At 69.7% G+C, this 25,136-nt stretch carries 23 protein-coding genes and 1 riboswitch; of the genes, 7 read left to right on the plus strand and 16 right to left on the minus strand.

Annotated features, from left to right (window positions below; genetic code table 11):
- Window positions 1-148: 148 nt before the first annotated feature.
- The 5 genes from nagA to ACSQ18_RS02815 form a co-directional block, all read right to left on the minus strand.
- Window positions 149-1,291 carry an N-acetylglucosamine-6-phosphate deacetylase gene (nagA, locus tag ACSQ18_RS02795; RefSeq protein ID WP_436035557.1) on the minus strand — a complete coding sequence of 381 codons (1,143 nt, stop codon included), beginning with the start codon at window positions 1,289-1,291 and terminating at the stop codon, window positions 149-151.
- Window positions 1,288-2,784: a family 20 glycosylhydrolase gene (locus ACSQ18_RS02800; RefSeq protein WP_436035559.1), complete on the minus strand. Its 1,497-nt coding sequence runs from the start codon at window positions 2,782-2,784 to the stop codon at window positions 1,288-1,290. The genes nagA and ACSQ18_RS02800 overlap by 4 nt, the downstream gene beginning before the upstream one ends.
- Window positions 2,785-2,943: 159 nt before the next feature.
- On the minus strand, window positions 2,944-3,267 hold the full coding sequence (locus tag ACSQ18_RS02805; protein ID WP_436035561.1) for a hypothetical protein: 324 nt from the start codon (window positions 3,265-3,267) through the stop codon (window positions 2,944-2,946).
- A gap of 80 nt (window positions 3,268-3,347) precedes the next feature.
- Window positions 3,348-4,196 (minus strand): aldo/keto reductase, encoded by an 849-nt coding sequence (locus tag ACSQ18_RS02810; protein WP_436035563.1) that lies wholly within the window; start codon window positions 4,194-4,196, stop codon window positions 3,348-3,350.
- Between the two features lie 15 nt (window positions 4,197-4,211).
- Window positions 4,212-5,651 (minus strand): MFS transporter, encoded by a 1,440-nt coding sequence (locus tag ACSQ18_RS02815; RefSeq protein WP_436035565.1) that lies wholly within the window; start codon window positions 5,649-5,651, stop codon window positions 4,212-4,214.
- A 100-nt stretch (window positions 5,652-5,751) separates the two neighbouring features.
- On the opposite strand from ACSQ18_RS02815, the gene ACSQ18_RS02820 reads away from it, so the two are divergent.
- From ACSQ18_RS02820 to ACSQ18_RS02840, 5 genes are all read left to right on the plus strand, one after another.
- Window positions 5,752-6,648, plus strand: coding sequence for an MmyB family transcriptional regulator (locus ACSQ18_RS02820; RefSeq protein WP_436035567.1), 897 nt, complete (start codon window positions 5,752-5,754; stop codon window positions 6,646-6,648).
- A 13-nt stretch (window positions 6,649-6,661) separates the two neighbouring features.
- Window positions 6,662-7,009 (plus strand): carboxymuconolactone decarboxylase family protein, encoded by a 348-nt coding sequence (locus tag ACSQ18_RS02825; RefSeq protein WP_436035569.1) that lies wholly within the window; start codon window positions 6,662-6,664, stop codon window positions 7,007-7,009.
- A complete protein-coding gene (locus tag ACSQ18_RS02830) occupies window positions 7,009-7,992 on the plus strand; it encodes an aldo/keto reductase (protein ID WP_436038378.1) in 984 nt (327 codons plus the stop codon). The genes ACSQ18_RS02825 and ACSQ18_RS02830 overlap by 1 nt, the downstream gene beginning before the upstream one ends.
- A 143-nt stretch (window positions 7,993-8,135) precedes the next feature.
- A riboswitch (ZMP/ZTP riboswitch) is annotated at window positions 8,136-8,219 on the plus strand.
- Window positions 8,220-8,255: 36 nt separating this feature from the next.
- Window positions 8,256-9,530: a serine hydroxymethyltransferase gene (gene glyA / locus ACSQ18_RS02835; RefSeq protein WP_436035570.1), complete on the plus strand. Its 1,275-nt coding sequence runs from the start codon at window positions 8,256-8,258 to the stop codon at window positions 9,528-9,530.
- Complete coding sequence (locus ACSQ18_RS02840; protein WP_436035572.1) at window positions 9,527-10,414, plus strand: bifunctional methylenetetrahydrofolate dehydrogenase/methenyltetrahydrofolate cyclohydrolase; 888 nt, start codon at window positions 9,527-9,529, stop codon at window positions 10,412-10,414. The genes glyA and ACSQ18_RS02840 overlap by 4 nt, the downstream gene beginning before the upstream one ends.
- 373 nt (window positions 10,415-10,787) lie before the next feature.
- On the opposite strand, the gene ACSQ18_RS02845 is transcribed toward ACSQ18_RS02840, so the two are convergent.
- From ACSQ18_RS02845 to ACSQ18_RS02895, 11 genes are all read right to left on the minus strand, one after another.
- On the minus strand, window positions 10,788-11,537 hold the full coding sequence (locus ACSQ18_RS02845) for an amino acid ABC transporter ATP-binding protein (protein ID WP_436035573.1): 750 nt from the start codon (window positions 11,535-11,537) through the stop codon (window positions 10,788-10,790).
- Window positions 11,534-12,379 carry an amino acid ABC transporter permease gene (locus ACSQ18_RS02850; RefSeq protein ID WP_436035575.1) on the minus strand — a complete coding sequence of 282 codons (846 nt, stop codon included), beginning with the start codon at window positions 12,377-12,379 and terminating at the stop codon, window positions 11,534-11,536. Before ACSQ18_RS02850 ends, ACSQ18_RS02845 begins: the two co-directional genes overlap by 4 nt.
- A 20-nt stretch (window positions 12,380-12,399) precedes the next feature.
- The gene (locus tag ACSQ18_RS02855; protein WP_436035577.1) at window positions 12,400-13,251 is read right to left on the minus strand and encodes an ABC transporter substrate-binding protein; all 852 of its coding nucleotides are present in this window, start codon (window positions 13,249-13,251) and stop codon (window positions 12,400-12,402) included.
- Window positions 13,252-13,389: 138 nt separating this feature from the next.
- Entirely contained in the window at window positions 13,390-13,824 is a 435-nt protein-coding gene (locus ACSQ18_RS02860) for a hypothetical protein (RefSeq protein WP_436035578.1), read from the minus strand.
- 48 nt (window positions 13,825-13,872) lie between these two features.
- Window positions 13,873-14,676 (minus strand): transglutaminase-like domain-containing protein, encoded by an 804-nt coding sequence (locus ACSQ18_RS02865; RefSeq protein ID WP_436035579.1) that lies wholly within the window; start codon window positions 14,674-14,676, stop codon window positions 13,873-13,875.
- A 508-nt stretch (window positions 14,677-15,184) separates the two neighbouring features.
- A complete protein-coding gene (locus tag ACSQ18_RS02870; RefSeq protein ID WP_436035581.1) occupies window positions 15,185-15,955 on the minus strand; it encodes an HpcH/HpaI aldolase family protein in 771 nt (256 codons plus the stop codon).
- A complete protein-coding gene (locus ACSQ18_RS02875; protein ID WP_436035582.1) occupies window positions 15,940-16,728 on the minus strand; it encodes a 2-keto-4-pentenoate hydratase in 789 nt (262 codons plus the stop codon). Before ACSQ18_RS02875 ends, ACSQ18_RS02870 begins: the two co-directional genes overlap by 16 nt.
- Complete coding sequence (hpaD, locus tag ACSQ18_RS02880) at window positions 16,725-17,885, minus strand: 3,4-dihydroxyphenylacetate 2,3-dioxygenase (protein ID WP_436035583.1); 1,161 nt, start codon at window positions 17,883-17,885, stop codon at window positions 16,725-16,727. The genes ACSQ18_RS02875 and hpaD overlap by 4 nt, the downstream gene beginning before the upstream one ends.
- 14 nt (window positions 17,886-17,899) lie before the next feature.
- The gene (gene hpaE / locus ACSQ18_RS02885) at window positions 17,900-19,408 is read right to left on the minus strand and encodes a 5-carboxymethyl-2-hydroxymuconate semialdehyde dehydrogenase (RefSeq protein ID WP_436035585.1); all 1,509 of its coding nucleotides are present in this window, start codon (window positions 19,406-19,408) and stop codon (window positions 17,900-17,902) included.
- Window positions 19,409-19,435: 27 nt separating this feature from the next.
- Window positions 19,436-20,119, minus strand: coding sequence for a GntR family transcriptional regulator (locus tag ACSQ18_RS02890; RefSeq protein WP_436035587.1), 684 nt, complete (start codon window positions 20,117-20,119; stop codon window positions 19,436-19,438).
- Window positions 20,116-21,582 (minus strand): fumarylacetoacetate hydrolase family protein, encoded by a 1,467-nt coding sequence (locus ACSQ18_RS02895; protein WP_436035589.1) that lies wholly within the window; start codon window positions 21,580-21,582, stop codon window positions 20,116-20,118. Before ACSQ18_RS02895 ends, ACSQ18_RS02890 begins: the two co-directional genes overlap by 4 nt.
- 99 nt (window positions 21,583-21,681) lie before the next feature.
- Between ACSQ18_RS02895 and ACSQ18_RS02900 the strand changes: the two genes are divergently transcribed.
- Window positions 21,682-23,070 carry an MFS transporter gene (locus ACSQ18_RS02900; RefSeq protein WP_436035591.1) on the plus strand — a complete coding sequence of 463 codons (1,389 nt, stop codon included), beginning with the start codon at window positions 21,682-21,684 and terminating at the stop codon, window positions 23,068-23,070.
- A 121-nt stretch (window positions 23,071-23,191) separates the two neighbouring features.
- The gene (locus tag ACSQ18_RS02905) at window positions 23,192-25,087 is read left to right on the plus strand and encodes an FAD-dependent monooxygenase (RefSeq protein WP_436035593.1); all 1,896 of its coding nucleotides are present in this window, start codon (window positions 23,192-23,194) and stop codon (window positions 25,085-25,087) included.
- Window positions 25,088-25,136: the final 49 nt, after the last annotated feature.

Here is a 25,136-nt window from a genome sequence, read left to right on the forward strand (position 1 = left end):
GAGAAATCGAACCGCCGGCCGGCGACCGGGTCGATCTGGGGGGAGAGTCCCGGGGTGCGTCGGTGAAGGGCAGGAGGGGCGGAGTGCGCTGGGGGGCGCATCCGCCCCTCACCCGATCGCCTCGACGGCATCCCGCGTCGCATCGACGTCAGCGAGGAACGCGGATGCCGTCCCGCCACACCGACCGCACGCGCAGATCGTCGCTCAGCAGCACGGCGTCCGCCGCCGCGCCGACCCGGAGCGACCCGTACCGACCCTCCTCGCCGAGTGCTCGCGCGGGCACTACCGTCAGTGCCGCGACGGCGACGGGGAGCGTCACGCCGGCGCCCACCGCGACGCGCAGCGCGGCGTCCTGCGTGAGCGTCGACCCCGCGATCGCACCTCCCTCGTCCAGGCGGGCGACACCGTCGGAGACCGTGACGCCGAGCCCGCCGAGCCGGTAGACGCCGTCGCCGACGCCCGCGGCGGACATGGCGTCGGTGATGAGGGCAACCCGGCCCGGCGCCGCCGCCATCGCGACGGCCACGACGTCCGGATCGACATGGATGCCGTCGGCGATCACTTCCAGCGTGACCCGGTCGTCGCGGAGAGCGGCGACCACGGGGCCCGGCGCGCGGTGATGGATGCCGGGCATCGCGTTGAAAGCGTGGGTGAGGATCGTGGCACCCGCGTCGAAGGCGGCGCGGGCCTGCGCTGCCGTGGCGTCGGTGTGGCCGACCGCGACACGCGCCCCTCCGGCGACGAAGCGCGCCACGGCATCCATTCCTCCCGGCAGTTCCGGCGCGAGGGTCACCTGCCGCACGGTGCCGCGCCCGGCCGAGAGCAGCCGGTCGACGGCGGCGGGCTCCGGATGCCGCAGCAGCGCGGCGGTGTGGGCCCCCTTGTGCCGTGGGGCGAGGAACGGACCCTCCAGATGGCTGCCGAGGATGGACGGATCGTGCGCCGCGGCGTCGGCGACCGCGGCGACCCGCGCGACGAGTTCGTCGATCGAGGCGGTCACGAGGGAGAGCACGGCCCGCGTCGTGCCGTGGGCGAGATGCACCGCCCGCGCGCGGGCGATCGCCTCGGGGCCGTCGTCGAAGGCGGACCCGCCGCCGCCGTGCCCGTGCAGGTCGAGGAAACCGGGGGTGAGCAGCCCGCCGCCGCCGTCGACGGCATCCGCCGCCGGGAGGGCGCGCCACGCGTCGCCCGTGCCGGTCTGCGAGACCGTTCCGTCGTCGAACGCCACCCAGGCGTCGTCGGTGATGCGGCCGTCGTCGACCAGCCGTACGCCGTGGATGACGGTCGTCATGCGCCGTACCCCCTGCGGCGCCAATACCGCGAGATCACGGGGAGTCGCGCTCGGAAAGACTCCCACGTCCGGTCGGGGTGCGTGCCGGTGCGAGGCGACCAGCCCGCCTCGGCGGCGGCGCCGATGCGGGGGAAGGCGAGCGCGTCGATGTCGGACAGATCGCGCACCGTCTCCGTCCACAGCGGAGCTTCGACGCCCAGAATGTCGGCCTCGGCGACTCCGTCGATGACCTCGACGGGCTCCCACCGGTAGGCGCGCTCGACGCTCGTCACACCCCGAGCCCACGTGAGTCCGATCGGGAAGTCGTCGGTCGGCTTCATGTCGAGATACACCGCGTCGGCGGGGGAGAGGATCACGCGCCCGCCGCGCCGGACGAACGTGCGCGTCTTGTCGTCCATGCCGTCGGTCGGGGTGACGAAGCCCCAGTACTGCCCCACGGTGCCCGGGGCGAGGTCGGTGGCGGCGCCCGCCTCGTGCCACGCGACGGGCACCTTGCCGAGATCGGCGACGATGCGTGTGACCCGGGCGACGAATGCGGCGTAGTCGGCCGCGGGCGTGCCGAGCGCCTCGTCGCCACCGATGTGGAGGTAGTGCCCGGGGGTGAGGTCGGCGAGTTCGCGGAGCACGTCCGTCACGAACGCGTACGTCTCCTCCGCGTGGATGCGCAGCGACGAGAACCCCACCGCGAGGCCGCGATACGGCTCGCCGTGCGTCGGAATCCCGCCGCCGTACGCCTCGACGGTCTCGAGCACGTGCGGGGCGAGGACGGGCTGCTCCGTCAGCTCGGGGTAGGCGAGCGAGACGGCGTGCGTGTGCCCCGGAAGGTCGATCTCCGGAACCACGGTCATGTGCCGTGCTGCGGCGTACGCGACGATGCGGCGATAGTCGTCCTGCGTGTAGAACCCGCCGGGGTCGTCGCCGACCGACGTGCCCGAGGCTCGCTCGGTCAAGAGCGGGCGCGACGCGGAGGCGAGCCGCCAGCCCTGGTCGTCGGACAGGTGCAGATGCAGGTGATTGAACTTGAGTCCCGCGGCGCGGTCGATGTAGGCCTCGACCGTCTCGACGGGGTGGAAGTGGCGGGCGACGTCGAGCATCACGCCGCGGTAGGCGAAGCGGGGCGCGTCGGCGATGCGCACGGACGGCAGGAGTCCGGCGTCGGCGGCGGCGACCAGCTGCCCGAGCGTCTGCACGCCGTAGAAGAGGCCCGCGGCATCCGCTCCGCGCACGCGGACCCCCGAGGCGTCGACCTCGAGGCGGTACGACTCGGGGTCGCCGTCACCGTCGACCGAGAGCTCGACGTGTCCGCCGTCGCCGGCCGGGGCGCGGTCGAGGCCGAAGCCGAGGTCGAGGTCGAGGTCGAGGAGGATGCCGTGCAGCGCGGCGACGGCATCCGTCTCGCCCGTGATCTCCGTCTCGGCCGTCAGCGCGAGGCCGGGGGCGTCGACCGGCGTCACCGACAGCGGCAGCGGGATGAGGGAGGGTGCGGCCACCATGGCTCTCATTCTGTCCCGACGCGGCTGCCGCGACCAGGGCTTGTAAGGAAACCTAACAAATGATCTCGGCCAGCCTATCAGCGCGCCATCCGGTGTGCGCTCGTCCCCCGTCTGTCGACACAGCGGGTGCGGTCGTGCGCTCGCTCGCCGTGAGTCGACTCAGGATGCGGCTTGCTGCTTGATCTGTCGAAGTGCGTCCATGAAGCCGTCGGAACATCCGCTCGACCCTGCGAGCCGGTCGACGGAGATCTCATCGATGCTGCGTCCGACGACGGCGCGCGGGAGGGCTGCGGCGAAGCGCCGCTGGTATGCGAGCGAGGTCTCGTCTTCGGCGGGTGTGGTGATGCCGACGGCGGTGACGATGCCGTCGTCGATGGTCAGGGTGACGTCGTGGTGGGACGGCAGCGATCCGTACCATCCCCTGGCGGTGTATTCGCCGTCACGGAACGCGTCCGCGGAATCGGACGGGTTCGACGAGGCCATGGTGCTCCTCTCTGCGAGCCGGGCGGCTGTGAGCCGCCCGGCTCCGGCGACGGGGTGGTGACGACGACGATGAGCCGGTCTCAGGCGAGGCGACGGGCGCTGAGCCACCGCACCATGTCCGGGTCGGCGTGATCGAAGAACTGGGACTCGCCGGTGTGGAGGCCGGCGATGAGTCCCATCTCGTCGTCGGTGAGCTCGAAGTCGAACACGTCGATGTTCTGCGCCATGCGATCGGGGTTGACGCTCTTGGGGATGACGACGACGTCGCGCTGAATCATCCAGCGGAGCACGACCTGGGCGACGGACTTGCCGTGCGCATCACCGATCGCGGACAGCACGTCGTTGGTGAACAGGCCGTTCTTGCCTTCGGCGAACGGGCCCCACGATTCGATCTGGACGCCTTCGCCCTTCATGAGCTCCTGGTAGTCGACGTTCTGACGGAACGGGTGGGTCTCGATCTGGTTGACGGCCGGCACGATGTCGTTGTTGATGATGAGATCGATGAGCTGGTCGGCGGCGAAGTTGGAGACGCCGATCGCGCGAGCACGACCGTCGCGGTTGAGCTTCTCCATCGCGCGCCACTGTCCGTAGTAGTCACCGAATGGCTGGTGGATCAAGTAGAGGTCGACGTAGTCGAGGCCGAGCTTGGAGACGGACTCCTCGAACGCGCGGATGGTGTTCGCCTCGGCGGGCTGATCCTGTACCCACAGCTTGGTGGTGATGAACAGGTCTTCACGCGGGACGCCGCTCGCCTCGATGGCGGCGCCGACGGCGGCTTCGTTGGCGTAGGCGGCGGCGGTGTCGATCGACCGGTATCCGGCGGCGAGTGCCGCTTCCACGGCCTTCTGGGTCTGGTCGTTGTCGACCTGGAAGACGCCGAAGCCGAGGATGGGCATTTCGATGCCGTTGTTGAGGGTGACGGTTCGCATCAGGGGTTCCTTCTTTCAGTGGTGGCTGGGGGCGGCCCGGCGCGCGGCCAGGTCGGCGGGGAGGATGACGGCGAGGGTAACGAGGAGCGCGATGGCGACCATCACGGCACCTCCTGTGTACGCGAGGGCGATTCGGTCCGCCAGGGTCGCGGCACCGGCTCCGACGGCGGTGAGTGTGGCGACCCCAAGGGTGCTGCCCAGCTGGTGGGCGGTGTTCACGAGGCCCGAGGCGGCGCCGGCGTCTTCGGCCGGTGCCCCGGCGATCCCGGCGGCCGTCAGAGGACCGAAGCAGAGCCCCTGCCCGATGCCGAAGAGCATCAACGGGCCCGCGAAGCCCACGAGGTAGGAGGTGTCCGGCGCGATGCGACTCAGCCAGATGAGTCCGGCGAGGACGATCGCGATGCCGACGGCGACGAGCCATGCGTTGCCGAATCGGCGGGTGAGTCTGGCGACGAGGAGTGAAGTGCCGAACTGCAGCAGGCTCATCGGGAGGAACGCGATGCCGGCCTGCAGCGGTGTCCACCCGTACACGCCCTGCAGGTATTGCGTCGTGAAGAAGAAGAATCCGATACCGGCACCGGCGAACAGCAGTCGCGCGACGGCCGCTCCGCTGCGCTCCCGACTCGCGAACAATCGAAGCGGCATGATCGGCTGCCGTGCCCGCCACTCGTTCATCACGAAGAGCGAGAGAACAAGGACCCCGACCGCGAGCGGGATGAGGGTGCCGGGGGCTGTCCAGCCGCGGTCGCCGCCTTCGACGATGCCGTAGACCAGCGATCCCATGCCGAGGGTGGAGGTGGCCGCGCCGAGGACATCGAAGCGGCCGCGGGCGACGGGGGAGGTGGGGATGAAGCGAAGGGCGAGGATGATCATCGCGATTGCGATGGGCACGTTGATGAAGAATCCGACCCGCCAGCTCAGCAGTGATGCGAGCGCTCCGCCGACGACCATTCCGAGGCTCGCGCCGATGCCGGCGGTGGTGCCGTAGGCCGCCACGGCGCGCGTCCGCTCTCGACCTGGTGGGAACGTTGCGGTGATCAGGGAGAGTGAGGAGGGTGCGACGATCGCAGCGCCGATGCCCTGGAACGCCCTGGCCGCGATGATCCACTCTTCCGACTGCGCCGTGCCCACGAGCAGCGAAGCGAGACCGAACATCGCCAGACCCACGATGAACACCGGGCGGCGGCCGAGGAGGTCGCCGGCGCGGGCGCCGAGCAGCAGCAGTCCGCCGAACACCAGCGTGTATGCGTTCTGCACCCACGACAATCCGACCGGGCTGAGCCCCATCGTCTGCTCGATCTGCGGTAGTCCGGTGAAGATGATCGAATTGTCCAGCACGATCATGAAGTAGCTGACCAGCACGATCGCCAGCACAGCCCGCGGATGCGCGGCCGGGAGCTTCGTCGGGAAGGTCGCCGCGGACGGGGCGGGATGAGTGGGGGTGATCGCTGGCACATATGTAGTTCAGCGGTGATCTCTCGTGCGAGACAGTGACGGCTTTTCCGTGTACTGACAGTCAGTCGCTTGACGACCGCGCTCGTCGTAACGTGGCGGCATGGACAACCGGGACGAAGTGAGCGAGTTCCTCCGCATCCGCCGTGATCGGCTCACCCCCGAGCAGGCCGGCATCATCGGCGGGGGTCGCAGGCGAGTGCGGGGACTGCGTCGAGAGGAGGTCGCGGCGCTCGCGGGGATGAGTAGCGACTACTACGCGAAGATGGAGCGCGGGAATCTCGCCGGCGTCTCTCTCGAAGTCCTCGATGCGCTCGCGCTGGCGCTGCGACTCGATGAGGCAGAGACGGAGCATCTCCACGATCTCGCCCGCGCGGCAGGTCCTGAGCCCATCCGTCGCCGCCCTCGGCCTGCTGCCCCCACAACCGTCCGTCCCAGCTTGCAGCGGTTCCTCGACACGAATACGGCCACACCGATCGTCATCCAGAACCGGCGGAAGGACGTGATCGCGGCCAACCCGCTCGGGTACGCGCTGTTCTCCCCTTTGTTCGCAGACCCATCGAACCAGCAGAACAACGCGAGGTTCACGTTCCTCAGCCCCGCGGCGCGCACCTTCTTCATCGACTGGGATCAGGGTGCCGATGCGATCGTTGCGTCTATGCGCACCGTGGCGGCGAGGAACCCGCACGACAAAGACCTCACGGACCTGATCGGTGAGCTCGTGACCCGCAGCGACATCTTCCGCGCGCGTTGGGCGGCGCACAACGTGAAGCCGCACCTCTCCGGCAGCAAACGGCTCCACCACCCCGACGTGGGCGACCTCGAGTTCGAGTTCGAAGGAATGGAGCTGCCGGGAACCCCGGGCTGGATGCTCTACGCCTACACCACCAAACCCGGCTCCTTCAGCGAGGAGCGCGTCGCGATCCTCGGCAGCCTCGCCGCCACGCCGGATTCGCAGAACGCCGATGGTGCGGCCACGTACCGCGGCGACAACGCCTAACGGAAGCAGTCCGATGTCCGAGAAGAACCCTGCCGTTGCCCCTGCAGTGATCCGCGAGAGCGCACCCAAGCTCGCCGACCTCACCGACGATGTCCTGTTCGCCGACATCTGGGAGCGCCCGGGGCTCTCCTCGCGCGATCGAAGTCTCATCACCGTCGCCACGCTCATCGCTCTCGGTCGCGACGCACAGCTGAAGAGCCATTTGGCGAGGGCCCTCCAGAACGGGCTCACCCGTGAGGAACTCGCCGAGGTGGCCACGCACCTCGCCTTCTACGCCGGTTGGCCTGCGGGCATGACCGCGGTCACGATACTCGCCGAAGTGCAGGAACGGGCGACGGCACCCGGCGAAGGCGCACGATGATGCAATCCCGCACCCTCGGCAGTGGCCTCGAGGTATCCGCACTCGGGTTCGGATGCATGGGTCTCAATCACGGATACGCGCACAAGCTCGACGAGGGCCACAGCATCGAGGTGATCCGCCGGGCCGTAGAGCTCGGGGTCACCTTCTTCGACACCGCCCAGGTCTACGGGCCGTTCACCAATGAGGAGATCGTCGGCAGAGCTCTCGCACCTGTCCGCGACCAGGTGGTCATCGCGACCAAGTTCGGTTTCGACTTCGACGGCACCCGCCCGTCGGGGCTGAACAGCTCGCCCGAGTACATCCGGTCCACCGTCGATGCATCATTGGGGCGACTCGGGGTGGAGCGCATCGATCTGCTCTATCAGCACAGAGTCGACCCGGATGTTCCCATCGAAAGCGTCGCGGGAACGGTGAAAGAACTCATCGAAGAGGGCAAGGTCGCGCACTTCGGCCTGTCTGAGGCCGGCGCGGCCACGATCCGACGCGCGCACGCCGTCCAGCCCGTCACCGCCCTGCAGAGCGAGTACTCCCTCTGGTGGCGCGAGCCGGAGGCCGCGATCCTTCCTACGCTCGACGAGCTGGGCATCGGGTTCGTCCCCTTCAGCCCTCTCGGGAAGGGTCTGCTCACAGGCACCATCGGCACGGCGACCCCGTTCAGCGAAGACGACGTCCGGTCCACGCTGCCCCGCTACAGTGCCGAGAGCCGGCAGGCGAGCAGCGACCTGGTCGACCTCCTCGGTTCGCTCGCCGAGCAGAAGCAGGCGACCCCCGCGCAGGTCGCTCTGGCCTGGCTTCTCGCGCAACAGCCCTGGATCTGCCCCATCCCCGGAACCACGAAGGTGCACCGGCTGGAGGAGAACGTCGCCGCCGCGACGGTCGAGCTGACCGATGCGGAACGAGATCGCCTGACGGCGACATCCGACCTCATCGACACCGCCGCCGATCGGTACCCGGAGAAGATGCAGAAGATGATCGACCGCTGATCACGAATGGACGAAGCGCGACGGGTGCGGCGCAGCACCGGGTGGCTCCTCCGCTCACCTAAGCCGCTACATCGGTCGGTACCTCGACCTGACGGGCGTTGGGGCCGCAGAAAGGTGCAGGTTGGCGGGTGGATGTCATATGCTCGAACGGTCGCGACTGGCGTTGAGGTGGGCCACCACCGGGGAGCGACCGACACGGCATTCGACCGCACGCCTGGGCCGATGCGAGATTCCATCCCGAAAGCCGTCGTCAGGAGATCGTCATGACCGATTCCGTCTTCAACGCCCCGCTCGCCGAGGTCGACCCCGAGATCGCGCAGGTGCTCGATCGTGAGCTGCAGCGCCAGCGCGGTTACCTCGAGATGATCGCATCCGAGAACTTCGTGCCCGTCTCGGTGCTCCAGTCGCAGGGTTCCGTGCTCACCAACAAGTACGCCGAGGGCTACCCCGGGCGCCGCTACTACGGCGGCTGCGAAGAGGTCGACGTGGCCGAAGAGCTCGCGATCGCCCGCGCCAAGGAGCTTTTCGGCGCCGAGTTCGCCAACGTGCAGCCCCACTCCGGTGCCACGGCCAACGCCGCCGTGCTCCACGCCATCGCCCGCCCCGGCGACACGCTGCTCGGCCTCTCGCTCGATCAGGGCGGCCACCTCACCCACGGCATGAAGATCAACTTCTCCGGCCGTCTCTACAACATCGTCGCGTACGGCGTCGACCCGGAGACCTCCACGATTGACATGGACGAGGTCCGCCGCCTCGCCGTCGAGCACCAGCCGAAGGTCATCATCGCCGGCTGGTCGGCGTACCCGCGTCAGCTCGACTTCGCGAAGTTCCGCGAGATCGCCGACGAGGTCGGCGCGATCCTGTGGGTCGACATGGCCCACTTCGCGGGTCTCGTCGCCGCCGGCCTGCACCCCTCGCCCGTCCCGCACGCGCACGTCGTCTCCTCGACCGTGCACAAGACGATCGGCGGCCCCCGCTCGGGCTTCATCCTCACCAACGACGCCGACCTCGCCAAGAAGATCAACACCGCCGTCTTCCCGGGTCAGCAGGGCGGTCCGCTCATGCACGTCATCGCCGCGAAGGCGACGGCGTTCAAGCTCGCGAACACTCCCGAGTTCCGGGAGCGTCAGGAGCGCGTGCTCCGCGGTGCGCACATCATCGCCGAGCGTCTCTCGCAGCAGGACGTGAAGGATGCCGGCATCGCCGTCCGCTCCGGCGGCACCGACGTGCACCTCGTGCTCGTCGACCTCCGCGACGCCGAGATCGACGGCAAGCAGGCCGAAGACCTGCTCCACGAGATCCACATCACGGTCAACCGCAACGCGGTGCCGAACGACCCGCGCCCGCCGATGGTGACCTCGGGTCTGCGCATCGGAACCCCGGCGCTCGCGACGCGCGGCTTCGGCGACGCCGAGTTCACCGAGGTCGCCGACGTCATCGCACTGGCTCTGCTGCCCGGTGCCGACCTCGAGGCCCTCCGCGCGCGCGTCGCCGTGCTCGCCGAGGCGTTCCCGCTCTACCCGGGTCTCCAGCAGTGACCGCTCAGCGTCTCGACGGCGTCGCCACGGCGGCCGCCATCAAGGCGGAGCTCGCGGTGACGGTGGCCGCGCTCGCCGAGAAGGGAATCGTCCCGGGCCTGGGCACCCTGCTCGTGGGCGACGACCCGGCATCCCGCTCCTACGTCACCGGCAAGCACCGCGACTGCGCCGAGGTGGGGGTGGCATCCATCTCGGTGGAGCTGCCCGCGTCCGCGACGCAGGAGGAGATTGCCGCCGCCGTCCGCGGTCTCAACGAAGACCCGTCGGTGACGGGGTTCATCGTGCAGCTGCCGCTGCCGAAGGGCATCGACGAGAACGCGATCCTCGAGCTCATCGACCCGGCGAAGGATGCCGACGGCCTCCACCCGACGAACCTCGGGCGCCTGGTGCTCGGCGTCGACCCGGCCAACGCCGTCGCGGCACCGCTGCCGTGCACGCCGGCCGGCATCGTCGAGCTGCTCGAGCGTCACGGTGTCGCGATCGCGGGCAAGCACGTGACCGTCATCGGTCGCGGCATCACCGTGGGTCGTCCGCTCGGGCTGCTGCTCACCCGCAAGGGCACGGATGCCACGGTCACCCTCACCCACTCCCGCACCCCCGACCTCGCCGCCGAAGTGTCCCGTGCGGACATCGTCGTCGCGGCGGTCGGACAGCCCCACCTCGTCAAGCCCGAGTGGATCAAGCCCGGTGCTGCCGTGCTCGACGTGGGCGTGACGCGTGTGGGGACGACCGACAGCGGCCGGGCGAAGCTCGCCGGCGATGTCGACCCCGCCGTCGCCGAGGTCGCGGGCTGGCTCTCACCGAACCCCGGTGGCGTCGGTCCCATGACGCGGGCCATGCTCGTCGCGAACGTCGTCGAGACCGCCGCGCGCCTCGCCGGCTGACCCGCCCCGCTGATCGATCTCTATCGGTCGTTGAGCGAGGAGCGGAGCGACGAGACGAAACGGCGTTTCTAGCGGGCGGGCGTTTCGTCTCGCTGCGCTCGCTCAACGACCGGGGTGACCTTCGGTCGTTGAGCGAGGAGCGGAGCGACGAGACGAAACGGGGTTCTCGTCGCGGGCGGGCGTTTCGTCTCGCTGCGCTCGCTCAACGACCGGGGTGACCTTCGGTCGTTGAGCGAGGAGCGGAGCGACGAGACGAAACGGCGTCTCTAGCGGGCGGGCGTTTCGTCTCGCTGCGCTCGCTCAACGACCGGGGTGACTTTCCCGTCGGGGGTCACGTTTCGTCTCGCTGCGCTCGCTCAACGAACAGGGGCGGTCAGGGGGTGAAGCGCGCGAGGAACGCGCGCGTGCGTGCACTCTCGGGCGCACCGAACAACTGCGCGGGCGGCCCCTGCTCGACGATCACACCGTCGTCGAGGAAGACCACCCGATCGGCGACGTCGCGCGCGAAGGCCATCTCGTGGGTGGCCATCAGGATCGTCGCCCCATCGGCGGTGAGGTCGCGGACCAGTTCGAGTACTTCGCCGACGAGCTCGGGGTCGAGCGCCGAGGTGATCTCGTCGAGCAGCAGCACCTCGGGGTCGGTGGCGATGGCGCGGACGATCGCGGCGCGCTGCTGCTGCCCCCCGGACAAGCGGTCGGGGTGCTCCTTCGCCTTGTCTGCGAGACCGATGCGGCCGAGCAGGGCGTGCGCCCGCTCCTCGGCCTCGCGCCTCGGCATCCGATGCACGACGCGCGACGCGAGCGTCACGTTGTCGAGCACGGACAGGTGGGGGAAGAGGTTGAAGCTCTGGAAGACGGCGCCGAACCGCGCACGGATGCCGTTGGCGTCGACGCGGGGATCGGAGATGTCCTCGTCGCCGAGGAAGATCTGCCCGTCGTCGATGGGCTCCAGCAGCCCCAGGCACCGCAGGAGCGTGGACTTGCCCGACCCGCTCGGCCCGATCAGCGCGACGACGTCGTGCTGCGCGAGGTCGAGGTCGATGCCGCGGAGCACCTCGCGGTCGCCGAACGACTTCCAGAGGCCGGTGGCGCGGAGCAGGGGAGGCGTGGGGGAGTCGGTCACAGGATCGCCCCCGTCTGCTCGCGCTCGCGCAGCCTCGCCGTGTACCAGTCCGTGAGGCGGATCGTCGGGATCGCGAGCAGGACGAACAGGATGCCGGCCACGACGTACGGCGTGAAGTTGTAGGTGAGCGAGGCCACCGACCGGGCGCCGGCGATCGCGTCGATCGCGCCGAGGATCGAGATGAGCCCCACGTCCTTCTGCATCGAGATGAAGTCGTTCATGAGCGGCGGCGTCATCTTGCGGAGCGCCTGGGGAAGCACGACGCGGCCGAGGGTCTGCGCGTAGCCGAGGCCCAGCGCCCGCGCCGCGAGGCGCTGCGAAGGGTGCACCGCTTCGATGCCGGCGCGGATCACCTCGGCGACATACGCGGAGTAGGTGAGCGTGATGGCCAGCACCCCGAGGAGCACGACGGGGATGCGCGCGTTGGTTATCGTCGGCAGACCGAAGCCGACGAGATACAGCACGATGATGAACGGGAACCCGCGGAAGAGATCCGTGTAGCCGGCGGCGAGCACCCGCACCGGGAAGAACACGGGGCCGCGCAGCGTGCGCAGGATCGCGACCAGGAGCGCCACGAGCGCGACCGTGACGAGCGACAGCCCCAGCACCTGCAGGTTGATGAGGAACCCGTCCCACACCTTCGGGAGCGCCTGGAGCGCGACCTCGGGATCGAAGAAGGCCTGCTGGACCGACGCCCATCCGGGCGTGTTGATGACGGTCACCCACACGACCGCCGCGAACGCCACGGTCGAGGCGACCGCGATCAGCACCGATCGGCGCTCACGGCCCCGCCGGAAGGCGCGCCGATCGAGCTCGAGCGCGCTCGGTTGATGGAAAGTCACAGGACGACGCTAGCGCGACGTCACTGCAGCAGCGTCACACCCTGGCCCGAGCCCAGCCACTCGTCGGTGATCTCGGCGAGCGTGCCCTCCTCGCGCAGGGCGTCGACGGCGGCGGTAACGCGCTGGGTGAGCGGCGAGTCCTTCGCCAGCAGCAGGCCCCACTCGTCCGGGACCCCGGCCGCGGGGAGCTCGCCCACGATGAACGAGTTCTCGATGTAGACGCCGGTCGCGTAATACGCGGTCGGGAGGTCGAGCACGATCGCGTCGATCTGGTTCGCCTTCAGTGCCGCGACGGCATCCTCGTTCGAGTTGTACAGCTGCGGGTCGGTGTTGGGCTGCACGGCCTCTTCGAGCGTCGTGGCGCTCGTCGAACCAGTCATCGCGCCGATCGTGAGGTCCTTGAGGCCCGCGAGGTCGGTCACGCCGTCGGCGGCACCGCCCTTGATCGCGACGACGGCCTGGCTGGCGGAGTAGTAGGGCGACGAGAAGTCGACGGCCTGCTTGCGCTCGTCGGTGATCGTGTACTGCTGGATGTTGAAGTCGAACGTCTTCGGTCCGGGCGCGATCGCCGACTCGAAGCTCGTGCGCACCCACTCGACGTCGTCGTGGGCGAAGCCGAGCTTGTCGGCGACGGCGTACGCCACGGCGGCCTCGAAGCCTTCGCCGCTGGACGGGTCGTCGTCGATGACGTACGGGAAGTAGGCTGTCTCGCCCGTGGCGATCGTCAGCTTGCCGGGGGTGATGTACCCCTCATCTGCCGAGGGCGTGTCGGAGGCAGACGGCGTGGCCGCACCCGACGCGCAGCCGGTGGCGAGGAGAACGGATGCCGCGAGCGACGCGACGAGGATGGTGCGCAGGGCGGGACGCGACATGCGAGGCCTCCGAGGATGGTTCCGGTGACGGTTCGGGAAGACGGCGCGGCCCGCGTGCTGTGCGGCAGCGCCGTGGCATCCATTCTCCCGTGCCGTCGGCGGCGACGGGCGCCCCGGCGTCGCTTTGTTACAGCAACTTCATGTGCGGTCGCCGCGCGCCCGGTCGTAGAGCGACCCGGTGCGGGCTTCGATGCGGTCGTCCACGAGGTCGTAGACGACCCAGGCCAGCAGGAGCAGGATCGGCGGGATCACCCACCCCCAGAACCACCCGCGCACGTCGACACCCGAGAAGAGCACCACGAGGATCCACACGATGAGCTCGACGACGAACACGATCCCGTACTGCACGAGCTTCTCGCCGACCGCGGTCCGTTCGGACGCCGACTTCTTCGCCGCCCCCGTGAACAGGCGCGTGACGACCGGCTTCAGCCAGATCGTCGCGGCCGTCAGGAGCACGGCCGCCCACAGCGCCGCCCAGCCGACCTGCACGCTCGGCAGGAGGAGCCCGATGAGGAGCAGGACGACGACGTTGAACACGTAGAGGGAGACGAACCGCACGACCCAGGACTTCATGGTCCTACAGTGGCACGCTCGTCCGCGGGCGGGAAGACGGCCCGCGCCTCAGGCGATGGTGACGAGCTGGTCGAGGTCGTCGTCGGGCAGCACGTCGGCGACGGCGGTCACCTCGACGGACCCGAGGGCGGCACGCCCGCTGAGGACGTTCAGGAACGCGGTGTCTGCGGCATCCCGACCCGTCGCGATCCGCACGAGGCTGGAGCGCGGGGCGAGCGCCGTCGCATCGACGACGCGCCACTGGCCCTCGACCCAGGCTTCGGCGACGGCGTGGAAGTCCATCGGGTCGAGGCCCGGCGCGTAGACGGCGACGAGTCGAGCCGGGATGCCGCGGGCACGCAGGAGTGCGACGCACAGGTGGGCGTAGTCGCGGCACACGCCCTGGCGCGCCAGCAGCGTCTGCGTCGCCCCATCGGTGGGCTGCGACGATCCGGGGACGTAGGACAGCTGCGTGCCCACCCACGACGACACCGCCGTCAGCAGTTCGCGCTCGCCGTTCACCCCGGCGAACTGCGCCGCGGCGGTTGCCGCGAGCGTGTCGGAGTCGGCGTACCGGCTCGGCCGACCGTAGACGAGGAGGTCGGTCTCGCTCGTCGGCAGCGGCGCCGCGGCATCCGTGACCGTCGCCTCGTACGCGACGACGAGCTCGCCCGGCTGCGCCGACAGGCGGTGCAGGCGTCCGCCGTGGGCGTCGGGCAGCTCGCGGAGCGTGACGGGCTCCCCATCGATCGTGGCGGTCAGCGACTCGCGGGCGGGAGTGTGCCCGGATGCCACGGCGATCGCGAAGACGAGATCGGCCGTCTCGGTGACGTTCAGGACGATGCGACTGGAGACTTCCCTCTGCGTGGCCATGCGCCCAGCCTGTCAGCCCGCACCTCCCAAGTCCCACTTTCGGTGGTTCATGTCCCACTTTCGGTGGTTCATGTCCCACTTTCGGTCGTAACTGGCCTGCCGGAACGACACAAAGTGGGACATGGCGGGGCGGGAGGGGCTCAGAACCGACACACAGTGGGACATGCGTGAGCGGGGAGTGGTGGGTGTCCCACTTTCGGCCGTAACTGGCCTGCCGGAACGACACAAAGTGGGACATGGCGGGGCGGGAGGGGCTCAGAACCGACACACAGTGGGACATGCGTGAGCGGGGAGTGGTGGGTGTCCCACTTTCGGTCGTAACTGGCCTGCCGAACCAGCACAAAGTGGGACATACCCTGCACAAAGTGGGACATGCCCTGCACAAAGTGGGACATGCCCTGCACAAAGTGGGACATGCCCTGCACAAAGTGGGACATGCCCTGCACAAAGTGGGACATGCGCGCGCCTGCAAGGAGCAGCGCGACAAGGGGATGCCGCGCGCCGGCGGTCACGCCCAGTCGGCGGCGAAGGCCTCCGACGCGCGGGCGAGGATCTGCACGTCGGCACCGACGAGCACGAACGATGCGCCCGCCTCGACGTACGCGCGGGCGACGGCCGGGTCGAAGGCATTCACCCCGACGGGCTTGCCCGCCGAGCGGACCGCGTCGAACGTGCGACGCACCGCCGCGGCGACCTCCGGATGCGTCTGCTGGCCGAGGAGACCCATCGATGCCGCGAGGTCGGACGGCCCCACGAACACGCCGTCCACGCCGTCGACGGCGGCGATGTCCGCCGCGGCGTCGACCGCCTCCGCGGTCTCGATCTGCACGAACAGCGACGTGTGGCGGTCGGCATCCTGGAGGTAGTCCTCCACCCGGTTCCAGCGGGCCGATCGCGCGAGGGCGGAGCCGACGCCGCGGCGACCCCTCGGCGGGTAGCGGACGGCAGCCACGGCATCCTCGGCTTCCGCGGCCGACGAGATCATCGGCACGAGCACGTTCTGGGCGCCGAGGTCGAGCACCTGCTTGATCGTGACGACGTCGCCGATCGGCACGCGGACGACGGGGGTCGTCGGGTACGCGGCCACGGTCTGCAACTGGGCGAGCGTGGACTCCAACCCGTTGGGGGAGTGCTCCATGTCGATGAGCACCCAGTCTATGCCCGAGCCAGCGAGGATCTCGGTCACGACCGACGACCCCGCGCACGCCCAGAGGCCCGCGAGCGGCCGGGGGCTTCCCGCCAGGCGGTCGCGGAACGTCTCGGTCAGACGAAGCGGCATGTGATGGTTCCCATCGGTCCGTAGTCGCAGCGCACCTCGTCGCCGCGGGCGACCCACACGGGCCGCGTGAACGACCCGGCGAGGATGATCTCGCCCGGCTCGAGTCTGTCACCGTGCTGGTGCAGTTTGTTGGCGAGCCACGCGACGCCGGTGGCGGGATGACCGAGCACCCCCGCCGCGACGCCGGTCTCCTCCACCTCTCCGTTCACGCGGAGCACGCCCGGCACCCACGGCAGGTCGACCTCGGACGGATGCCGGTGCGTGTCGCCCAGCACCATCGCCCCGTACGCGGCGTTGTCGCTGATCGTGTCGACGATCGTGCGACCCTCCAGCTCGATGTGTGAGTTGAGGACCTCCAGCGCCGGGACGACGTAGTCGGTCGCGCGGAGCGCGTCTTCGAGGGTGGCATCCGGTCCGGACAAGGGCTCGCGCAGGACGAACGCGAGCTCCACCTCCACGCGCACGTTCGAGAAGTGATCGACGGGGATGCTGTCACCGCTGCGGTACACGGTGTCGTCGAACATGACGCCGTAGTCGGGTTCGGTGATGCCCGTCGCCTGCTGCATCGCCCGGGAGGTGAGTCCGATCTTGCGGCCCACGAGGCGCCGACCCGACGCCGTCATGCGGTCGCGCCAGACGCCCTGGATCGCGTATGCGTCGTCGACCGTCGCCTCGGGGTGGCGCGCGGTGATCCGCGGGATGACGCCGTGCGTGCGGTCGGCCTTCGCCAGCTCGGCCGCCAGAGCCGTGACGGTGCCTGCCGGGAGGGTCACAGCTGGTGGCCCAGCTTGTACTCGCCCTGCTTGTACTCCGGCAGGTCGTCCTCGCCCGGACGCGTGTACGAGAAGCCGTCGGCACCGATCGTGACGGCCATCTCGGACGAATCGGTGCGGGCCACGACCGGCTGCGGGTTGCCGTCGAGGTCGAGGACGAGGGATGCCTCGGTGTACCACGACGGGACGACGGGATTGCCCCACCAGTCCCGGCGCTGGTTGTCGTGCACGTCCCACGTGACGACGGGGTTGTCGGGGTCGCCCGTGTAGTAGTCCTGCGTGTAGATCTCGACGCGGTGGCCGTCGGGGTCGCGGAGGTAAAGGTAGAACGCGTTCGAGACGCCGTGGCGGCCGGGGCCGCGCTCGATGGCATCCGATCGGCGGAGTGCGCCGAGCTTGTCGCAGATGGCGAGGATGTTGTGCTTCTCGTGCGTCGCGAACGCGACGTGGTGCATGCGCGGTCCGTCGCCGCCGGTCATCGCGGTGTCGTGGACGGTGGGCTTGCGGCGCATCCACGCGGCGTAGACGGTGCCCTCCTCGTCCTGGATGTCCTCGGTCACGCGGAAGCCCAGCGACTGCATGAAGTTGACGGCGCGCGGCACGTCGGGGGTCACCTGGTTGAAGTGGTCGAGGCGCACGAGCTCGCCGGGAGTGTGCAGGTCGTACCGCCACGAGAGCCGCTCGACGTGCTCCGTCTGGAAGAAGAACTCGTAGGGGAAGCCCAGCGGGTCGGTCACGCGCACCGCGTCGCCGATGCCCTTCACGAACCCGTCTGCACGGCGCTCGACACGGCATCCGAGTTCCGTGTAGAACGCGACCGCCTTGTCGAGGTCGTCGGCGGAGCGCACGCGGTAGGAGAAGGCGGCCACCGCGGCGACGGGGCCCTGGCGGAGGACGAGGTTGTGGTGGATGAACTCCTCCGTCGACCGGAGGTAGATCGCCTGGTCGTCCTCTTCCGTCACGTAGAGGCCCAGCACATCGACGTAGAAGACACGGGATGCCGCGAGGTCGGTGACCACGAGCTCCATGTAGGCGCAGCGCAGGATGTCGGGCGCGGGGGAGGTCGGTGTGGGGATCGGGTTGTCGGAGCGGATCGGCGCCTCCTGGCTCACGTAGTAGCCCGAGGAGGTCAGCGTCATCTCGTCGCGGTGGGTCATGTCAGCGTCCTTGCTTACTTGCCGAAGGTGGGGTTGTGGACCTCGCCGAGCGTGATGTGCACGGCCTGCTGGTCGGTGTAGAAGTCGATCGAGCGGTAGCCGCCCTCGTGCCCGAGCCCCGAGGCCTTGACGCCGCCGAACGGGGTGCGGAGGTCGCGCACGTTGTTCGAGTTCAGCCACACCATGCCGGCATCCACGGCCCCGGCGAACCGGTGAGCGCGCTTCAGGTCGTTCGTCCAGACGTAGGCGGCGAGGCCGTACTTCGTGTCGTTGGCGAGGGCGAGGGCCTCTTCCTCGGTGTCGAACGGCGTGATCGCCACCACCGGGCCGAAGATCTCCTCCTGGAAGATGCGCGCGTCGGGGGCGACGTCGACGAACACCGTGGGGGCGACGAAGTTGCCGAACGCGAACCCCTCCGGCTGACCGCCGCCGGCGACCAGGCGCCCCTCGGTCTTGCCGATCTCCACGTACGACATCACCTTCGCAAAGTGCTCGGGGTGGACGAGGGCCCCCACTTCGGTGGCCGGGTCGTGCGGGTAGCCGACCTTCACCCGAGCCGCCTGCGCCGCGTAGCGCTCGACGAACGCGTCGTAGATCGGGCGCTCGACGAGGATGCGGCTGCCGGCCGTGCAGCGCTCGCCGTTGAGGGAGAAGACGCCGAAGATCGTCGCGTCGACGGCGGCGTCGAGGTCGGCGTCGGCGAAGACGATCGCCGGTGACTTGCCGCCGAGCTCCATCGACAGACCCTTGAGATACGGGGCCGCGTTCGCGAAGATCAGCTGTCCCGTGCGGCTCTCGCCGGTGAAGGAGATGAGGGGCACGTCGGGGTGCTTGACGAGGGCGTCGCCGGCATCCTCCCCGAGGCCGTTGACGAGGTTGAAGACGCCCTGCGGCAGCCCCGCCTCCTCGAAGATCCCCGCCCACAGCGATGCCGACAGCGGCGTGAACTCGGCGGGCTTGAGCACCACGGTGTTGCCCGTCGCGAGAGCCGGGCCGAGCTTCCACGACTCGAGCATGAACGGCGTGTTCCAGGGCGTGATGAGCCCCGCGACGCCGATCGGCTTGCGGTTCACGTAATTGAGCTGACGGCCGGGCACCTTGAAGGTGTCGTCGGCCTGGGCCACGATCAGGTCGGCGAAGAAGCGGAAGTTCTCGGCGGCCCGCCGCGCCTGACCGAGCGCCTGCGTGATGGGGAGACCGGAGTCGAAGGACTCCAGCTCGGCGAGCCGCGCGTCACGGGACTCGACGATGTCGGCGATGCGGTGCAGCACCCGCGAGCGCTCGCGCGGCAGCATCTTCGGCCACGGCCCGTCGGTGAACGCGCGGCGCGCTGCCGCGACGGCCCGGTCGATGTCGGCCTTCTTCCCGGCGGCGGCCTGCACGTACGTCTCGTTGGAGACGGGTTCCAGCACGTCGAAGGTGTCGCCGTCGAGCGAGTCGACGAACGCACCGTCGATGTAGTGCTGGACACGGCTCGGGAGGTCGGCCGGCACGTGGCGGGCGTCGAGGGCGGGGGTGGTCATGGTGCTCCTTGTGGTGACGGGAGGCGGTCAGAACGCCGGGAGCCCGAGGGCTTCGTCGGGGTGTTCGTGGATCATGTAGGCGTCGAGGGTGGCCGAGCGGTGGCGGCGGGCGGCCTTCTCGATCTCGCCGAGCGGGGCGCCGTGCTCGATGAGGCGGACGATGTTCTCGTGCTCGCGCACCGACTCCTGCGCTCGGCCCGGGACGAAGCTGAACGTGGAGTCGCGGAGGTTGCCGAGGCGCCCCCACTCGGCCTCGACGAGTTCGAGCATGCGGGGGTTCGGGCACTTGCCGAACAGCGTCGCGTGGAACTCCTGATTGAGGCGCGTGAACGCGTGCGGGTCGAAGTGCTCGAGCGTCTCGATCATGAGCTCATTGATCCGACGGGCGGCGTGGATGTCGTCGGGGGTGAGGCGCCGCGCCGCGAGCGCCGTGGCCGTCCCCTCCAGGATGCTGAGCGCCTGCATGCTGTACCGGTACTGCGTGTCGTCGACCATCGACACGCGCGCGCCCACGTTGCGCTCGAACGTGACGAGTCCTTCGGCCTCCAGCTGACGGATGGCCTCGCGCACGGGGACGACGCTCATGTCGAGCTCGCTCGCGATCGTCCCGAGCACGAGGCGGTAGCCCGGAGTGAAGACCTGGCTCGCGATGCGCTCCTTGATCCAGTGATAGGCCTGCTGCGACTTGCTCCGGCTCGCGATCTCGGTCACGGGGTCACCCTTTCGGCCTCGTAGCGCGCGCGCCACACGTCGTTCATCGGGAACAGGCCGTCGAGGGGATGTCCCTCGGCGACGCGAGCGGCGACCCAGGCGTCCTCGTCCTCGCGGGCGAGGGCGGCGTCGGCGATCTCCGCCGCCAGGGCCGGGGGTATGACGATCACGCCGTCGGCGTCGCCGACGATGATGTCGCCGGGCTGCACCGTCGTGCCGCCGCACGCGATCGTCAGGTCGTGGTCCCAGGGCACGTGCTTGCGCCCGAGCACCGCCGGGTGGGCTCCCGCGGTGTACACGGGAAGACCGACGGCCGTGACGGCATCCACGTCGCGCACGCCGCCGTCGGTGACGACGCCGGCCGCGCCGCGCGCGTGTGCCCGGATCGCGAGGACGTCGCCGAGCGTGCCCGAGCCCGTCTCGCCGCGGGCCTCGATGACGAGCACCTCACCGGCATCCACGGAGTCGAACGCGCGCTTCTGCGCGTTGTGGCCGCCGCCGTGGCTCGCGAACAGGTCTTCCCGGTTCGGGACGAAGCGGAGGGTGCGCGCCGTGCCGACCAGCTTCGCGTCGGGATGGAGGGGACGCACACCGTCGATCGTGACGTTGTCGAGCCCTCGGGCCCGCAGCTGCTGCGACAGTGCGGCGACGGGGACCCGCGTGAGCTTGTCGCGGAGGGCGGGGTCGAGAGCCGGACGGGCGGGGGCGACGTGACCCCAGGCCTCCGCGCGCTGCGTGTCGTCGACCGCGGGGAGCGATCCGAGGGTCGCGTCGAAGCCGGGTCCCTCGTCGGCGACGACGGTCGTGACGAGGCGGCCCGACGTCGCCCCGGAGGCGGGGGAGTCGACTTCGACCTCGACGACATCGCCCGGTTGGATGACCGACGACCCCGCCGGGGTGCCGGTGAGGATGACGTCGCCGGGCTCCAGCGTGAGCTGCTGGCTGAGGTCGGCCACGATCTGCGCGAGCGGGAAGAGGAGCCCCGCGGTCGTGTCGTCCTGGACGAGCGTGCCGTTCACCCACGTGCGCACGCGGAGCGCCGCCGGATCGACCGCGCGCGCGTCGATGAGGTCCGCGCCGATCGGGGTGAACCCGTCGCCGCTCTTGGAGCGGACGTTCGAACCCTTGTCGTTGGCACGCAGGTCGTACAGTCCGAGGTCGTTGGCGGCCGTGATCCACCCCACGTGGTCCCACGCGTCGTCCAGCGAGACGCGGCGCGCGGTCGTGCCGATGACGAGTGCGACCTCCCCTTCGAAGGCGAGGAGCTCGGTGCCCATCGGCCGCGTCACGGTGGAGGGCGAGGATGCCACGGAGCTCGACGCCTTCAGGAAGTACGAGGGAGCGTCGGGGCGACGTCCTCGCTGCTCGGCGCGGGAGGCGTAGCTGAGGTGCACCGCGATGATCTTGCCCGGGCGGCCGGGCAGGCCGGCGAACCGGTGATCGGTGGGGGTGTCGATGGTCATGAGCTCCCTCGCTCTTGCGTCGTATCTGAAATCGTATATGATCCTGAACCAGCGGGCAAGCACCGCACCGACAGCGACGTCACCGACACAGGAGTCACCATGACCGCATCATCGCCCACTTCCCGGGCGGGTTTCACCCCCACGGGCACGATCTCCACGGCCACCGATCGCCGACGCGTGGTGTTCGCCACCGTCGTCGGCACGACGGTCGAGTGGTACGACTTCTTCATCTACGCCTCCGCGGCGGGGCTCGTCTTCGGACAGCTCTTCTTCGCGCCCGCCGGAGAGGAGTTCGGGCAGATCCTCTCCTTCCTCACCGTGGGCATCAGCTTCCTCTTCCGCCCGCTCGGCGCCTTCCTCGCGGGCCACCTCGGCGACAAGTACGGGCGGCGCCTCGTGCTCATGCTGACACTCGTTCTCATGGGCGTTGCCACGACCCTCGTCGGTGTGCTGCCCACATATGCGCAGATCGGCATCCTGGCTCCGATCCTGCTGATCTTCCTTCGCATCCTGCAGGGCATCTCCGCCGGCGGCGAGTGGGGCGGCGCGGTGCTCATGGCCGTCGAGCACGCCCCCAAGACCAAGCGCGGGATGTTCGGAGCGTCGCCGCAGATCGGCGTGCCGCTCGGGCTCCTGCTGGCATCCGCCGTCCTCGCGCTCGTCGCACTCCCCGGCGAGGAGTTCTTCCTCACGTGGGGCTGGCGCATCCCGTTCCTGCTCAGCGTCGCGCTCATCCTCATCGGCTACTACGTGCGGCGCCGCGTCGAGGAGAGCCCCGTCTTCCTCGAACTCGCCGAGCGCAAGGAAGAGACGCGGATGCCGATCGTGCAGCTGTTCCGCAAGCACGCGCTGCTCGTGATCGTCGCCGCCTTCGTTTTCGCCGGCAACAACGCCGTCGGGTACATGACCACCGGGGGATACATCCAGCGATACGCCACCGATCCCGCCGGACCGGTGGGCCTCGCGACCTCCGACGTGCTCTGGGCCGTCACGCTGTCGGCCGTGTCGTGGCTCGTCTTCACGTGGATCGCGGGGTGGCTCTCCGACCGTCTCGGCCGACGCACCACGTACCTCATCGGCTGGGTGCTGCAGCTCGTCGGCGTCTTCCTCCTCTTCCCGCTCGTGAACACGGGCGACGTCGCGATGCTGGCCCTGGGGCTGGTGATCCTGACCGTCGGGCTCGGGTTCACCTACGGACCGCAGGCGGCGCTCTACACGGAGCTCTTCCCGGCATCCATCCGCTTCTCGGGCGTCTCGATCTCGTACGCGATCGGCGCGATCCTCGGCGGCGCGTTCGCTCCCACGATCGCGACGGCGCTCGTGCAGGCCACCGGCTCCACCCAGGCCGTCACTTGGTACCTCGCCGGCATGACGGCCCTCGGCCTGCTCGCCACCCTCCTCCTGCGCGACCGCACCGGCATCCCCCTCGGGCCCGACCACGAGGCCGAGCAGTCGGTGAGCCCGATCCGCGGACTCGCGAAGGCCTGACCCCCAAGGCCGACCCCCCACGGCCGCGAGCGGATTCGGAGGGCGCGACCGACCGCGTCCTCCGAATCCGAGAGATGATGGCAAGCAGCCCGACGTCGACGTCGGGAAAGGATCGAAGACGATGCAGTTCCACCACCACGGTTACGTCTCGGGCGACCCGCGTGTTCAGCCGGCCGCGGGCGTCGGGCTCGACCGGCCCGCCGACCTCCCCGACGAGATCGACGTGCTGATCGTGGGCTCCGGGCCGGCGGGGATGCTGCTCGCGGCCCAGCTGTCGCAGTACCCCACCGTCGTCACGCGACTCATCGAGCGACGCGACGGGCGGCTCGTGCTGGGGCAGGCCGACGGCATCCAGCCGCGCAGCGTGGAGACGTTCCAGGCCTTCGGGTTCGCCGAGCGCATCACGGCCGAGGCGTACAACATCGGCTGGATGAACTTCTGGGGACCCGACCCCGACGACACCAGCCGCATCGTGCGGCGCTCCCGCACAGCGGACTACGCGTACCAGATCAGCGAGTTCCCCCACCTCATCGTCAACCAGGCGCGCGTGCTCGACTACTTCGCCGAAGCGGCCGCTCTCGGCCCGGGTCGACTCGTGCCCGACTACGGCGTCGAGTTCGTCGGACTGACCGTGCACGACCGCGGCGACTATCCCGTCGAGGTGCGGCTGCGCTACACCGCCGGCGAGCGTGCCGGTGAGGAGCGTGTCGTGCACGCGAAGTACGTCGCCGGGTGCGACGGCGCCCGCAGCGGCGTGCGCGAGGCGATCGGCCGGCGACACGTCGGCGACATCTCACAGCACGCGTGGGGGGTCATGGACGTGCTCGTGACGACCGACTTCCCCGACTGGCGCATCAAGTGCGCCATCAACGCGGAGGCGGGGAACATCCTCCACATCCCGCGCGAGGGCGGCTACCTGAGCCGCATGTACATCGATCTGGGCGCCGTCGCCGCCGACGACGACCACCGGGTGCGACAGACGCCCATCGAAGAGATCATCCGCCGCGCCAACGAGATCCTCTTCCCTTACTCGATCGACGTGAAGCAGGTCGCCTGGCACAGCGTCTACGAGGTCGGGCACCGGGTGACCGACGGATTCGATGACGCGCTCGAGGTCGACCGCGACCCCCGCGTCTTCCTCACCGGCGACGCCTGCCACACGCACAGCGCGAAGGCCGGTCAAGGCATGAACGTGTCGATGCAGGACGGCTTCAACCTCGGTTGGAAGCTCGGCTCGGTGCTCACCGGACGCAGCCCTGCGTCGCTCCTCGCGACCTACGGCGCGGAGCGCCGCCCCGTCGCCCAGCAGCTCATCGACTTCGACCGCGAGTGGTCCTCGCTCATGGCGCGCAAGCCGGAGGAGATCTCCGACCCGCAGGACCTCGCCACCTACTACCTCGCAACCGCCGAGTTCCCCTCGGGTTTCATGACCCAGTACGGGCCGTCGCAGATCGTTGGCGAAGGCACGCATCAGGCGCTCGCGGCGGGGTTCCCCCTCGGCAAGCGGTTCCAGAGCGCCCCGGTGACGCTGGTCGCCGACGGCAACACGGTGCACCTCGGGCACCACGCCAAGGCCGACGGCCGCTGGCGGATCTACGCCTTCGCCGACGCCGCGGCATCCGGGGGCGCCCACCCTGCCCTCGACGCCTGGGCGGAGTGGCTCGGCCAGGCACCGGAGTCTCCCGTGCGCCGCTTCACACGGGACGACGAGGATGCCGATGCGCTCTTCGACGTGAAGGCCGTCTACCCCGAGAGCTTCGAGGAGGTGGATGTGGCGCGCGTGCCGTCGGTGTTCCGGCCGGCGACGGGGCCGCTGGGCCTCACCGACGACGAGAAGGTGTTCGCGGCCGGCCCGACCGTGTGGAACGCGGTGGACATCTTCGAAGAGCGCGGGCTGTCGCGCGACGGTGTCGTGGTCGTCGTGCGACCCGACCAGTACGTCGCCGCCGTTCTGCCCCTCACGGCCGCGGCAGAGCTCGCCGCCTTCTTCGACGGCGCGCTGCTCCCGGCGCGGTAAGCCCGGCGACAGCGGCGGGTGCCGCGGGGAAGTGGGTATCGCGGGGTGG

Source organism: Microbacterium sp. LjRoot45 (genome assembly GCF_964253325.1).
Taxonomy (GTDB): Bacteria; Actinomycetota; Actinomycetes; order Actinomycetales; family Microbacteriaceae; genus Microbacterium.

What these genes read in the sequence shown, in the direction of transcription:
- ACSQ18_RS02855 (WP_436035577.1), bottom strand. Translation starts at nt 13,251, where the DNA reads ATGTCGCGTCCCGCCCTGCGCACCATCCTCGTCGCGTCGCTCGCGGCA.
- ACSQ18_RS02810 (WP_436035563.1), bottom strand. Translation starts at nt 4,196, where the DNA reads ATGCGAACCGTCACCCTCAACAACGGCATCGAAATGCCCATCCTCGGC.
- nagA (WP_436035557.1), bottom strand. Translation starts at nt 1,291, where the DNA reads ATGACGACCGTCATCCACGGCGTACGGCTGGTCGACGACGGCCGCATC.
- ACSQ18_RS02820 (WP_436035567.1), top strand. Translation starts at nt 5,752, where the DNA reads ATGGACAACCGGGACGAAGTGAGCGAGTTCCTCCGCATCCGCCGTGAT.
- hpaD (WP_436035583.1), bottom strand. Translation starts at nt 17,885, where the DNA reads ATGACCCACCGCGACGAGATGACGCTGACCTCCTCGGGCTACTACGTG.
- ACSQ18_RS02800 (WP_436035559.1), bottom strand. Translation starts at nt 2,784, where the DNA reads ATGGTGGCCGCACCCTCCCTCATCCCGCTGCCGCTGTCGGTGACGCCG.
- ACSQ18_RS02865 (WP_436035579.1), bottom strand. Translation starts at nt 14,676, where the DNA reads ATGGCCACGCAGAGGGAAGTCTCCAGTCGCATCGTCCTGAACGTCACC.
- ACSQ18_RS02830 (WP_436038378.1), top strand. Translation starts at nt 7,009, where the DNA reads ATGCAATCCCGCACCCTCGGCAGTGGCCTCGAGGTATCCGCACTCGGG.
- hpaE (WP_436035585.1), bottom strand. Translation starts at nt 19,408, where the DNA reads ATGACCACCCCCGCCCTCGACGCCCGCCACGTGCCGGCCGACCTCCCG.
- ACSQ18_RS02905 (WP_436035593.1), top strand. Translation starts at nt 23,192, where the DNA reads ATGCAGTTCCACCACCACGGTTACGTCTCGGGCGACCCGCGTGTTCAG.
- ACSQ18_RS02805 (WP_436035561.1), bottom strand. Translation starts at nt 3,267, where the DNA reads ATGGCCTCGTCGAACCCGTCCGATTCCGCGGACGCGTTCCGTGACGGC.
- ACSQ18_RS02870 (WP_436035581.1), bottom strand. Translation starts at nt 15,955, where the DNA reads ATGCCGCTTCGTCTGACCGAGACGTTCCGCGACCGCCTGGCGGGAAGC.
- ACSQ18_RS02895 (WP_436035589.1), bottom strand. Translation starts at nt 21,582, where the DNA reads ATGACCATCGACACCCCCACCGATCACCGGTTCGCCGGCCTGCCCGGC.
- ACSQ18_RS02900 (WP_436035591.1), top strand. Translation starts at nt 21,682, where the DNA reads ATGACCGCATCATCGCCCACTTCCCGGGCGGGTTTCACCCCCACGGGC.
- ACSQ18_RS02825 (WP_436035569.1), top strand. Translation starts at nt 6,662, where the DNA reads ATGTCCGAGAAGAACCCTGCCGTTGCCCCTGCAGTGATCCGCGAGAGC.
- ACSQ18_RS02860 (WP_436035578.1), bottom strand. Translation starts at nt 13,824, where the DNA reads ATGAAGTCCTGGGTCGTGCGGTTCGTCTCCCTCTACGTGTTCAACGTC.
- glyA (WP_436035570.1), top strand. Translation starts at nt 8,256, where the DNA reads ATGACCGATTCCGTCTTCAACGCCCCGCTCGCCGAGGTCGACCCCGAG.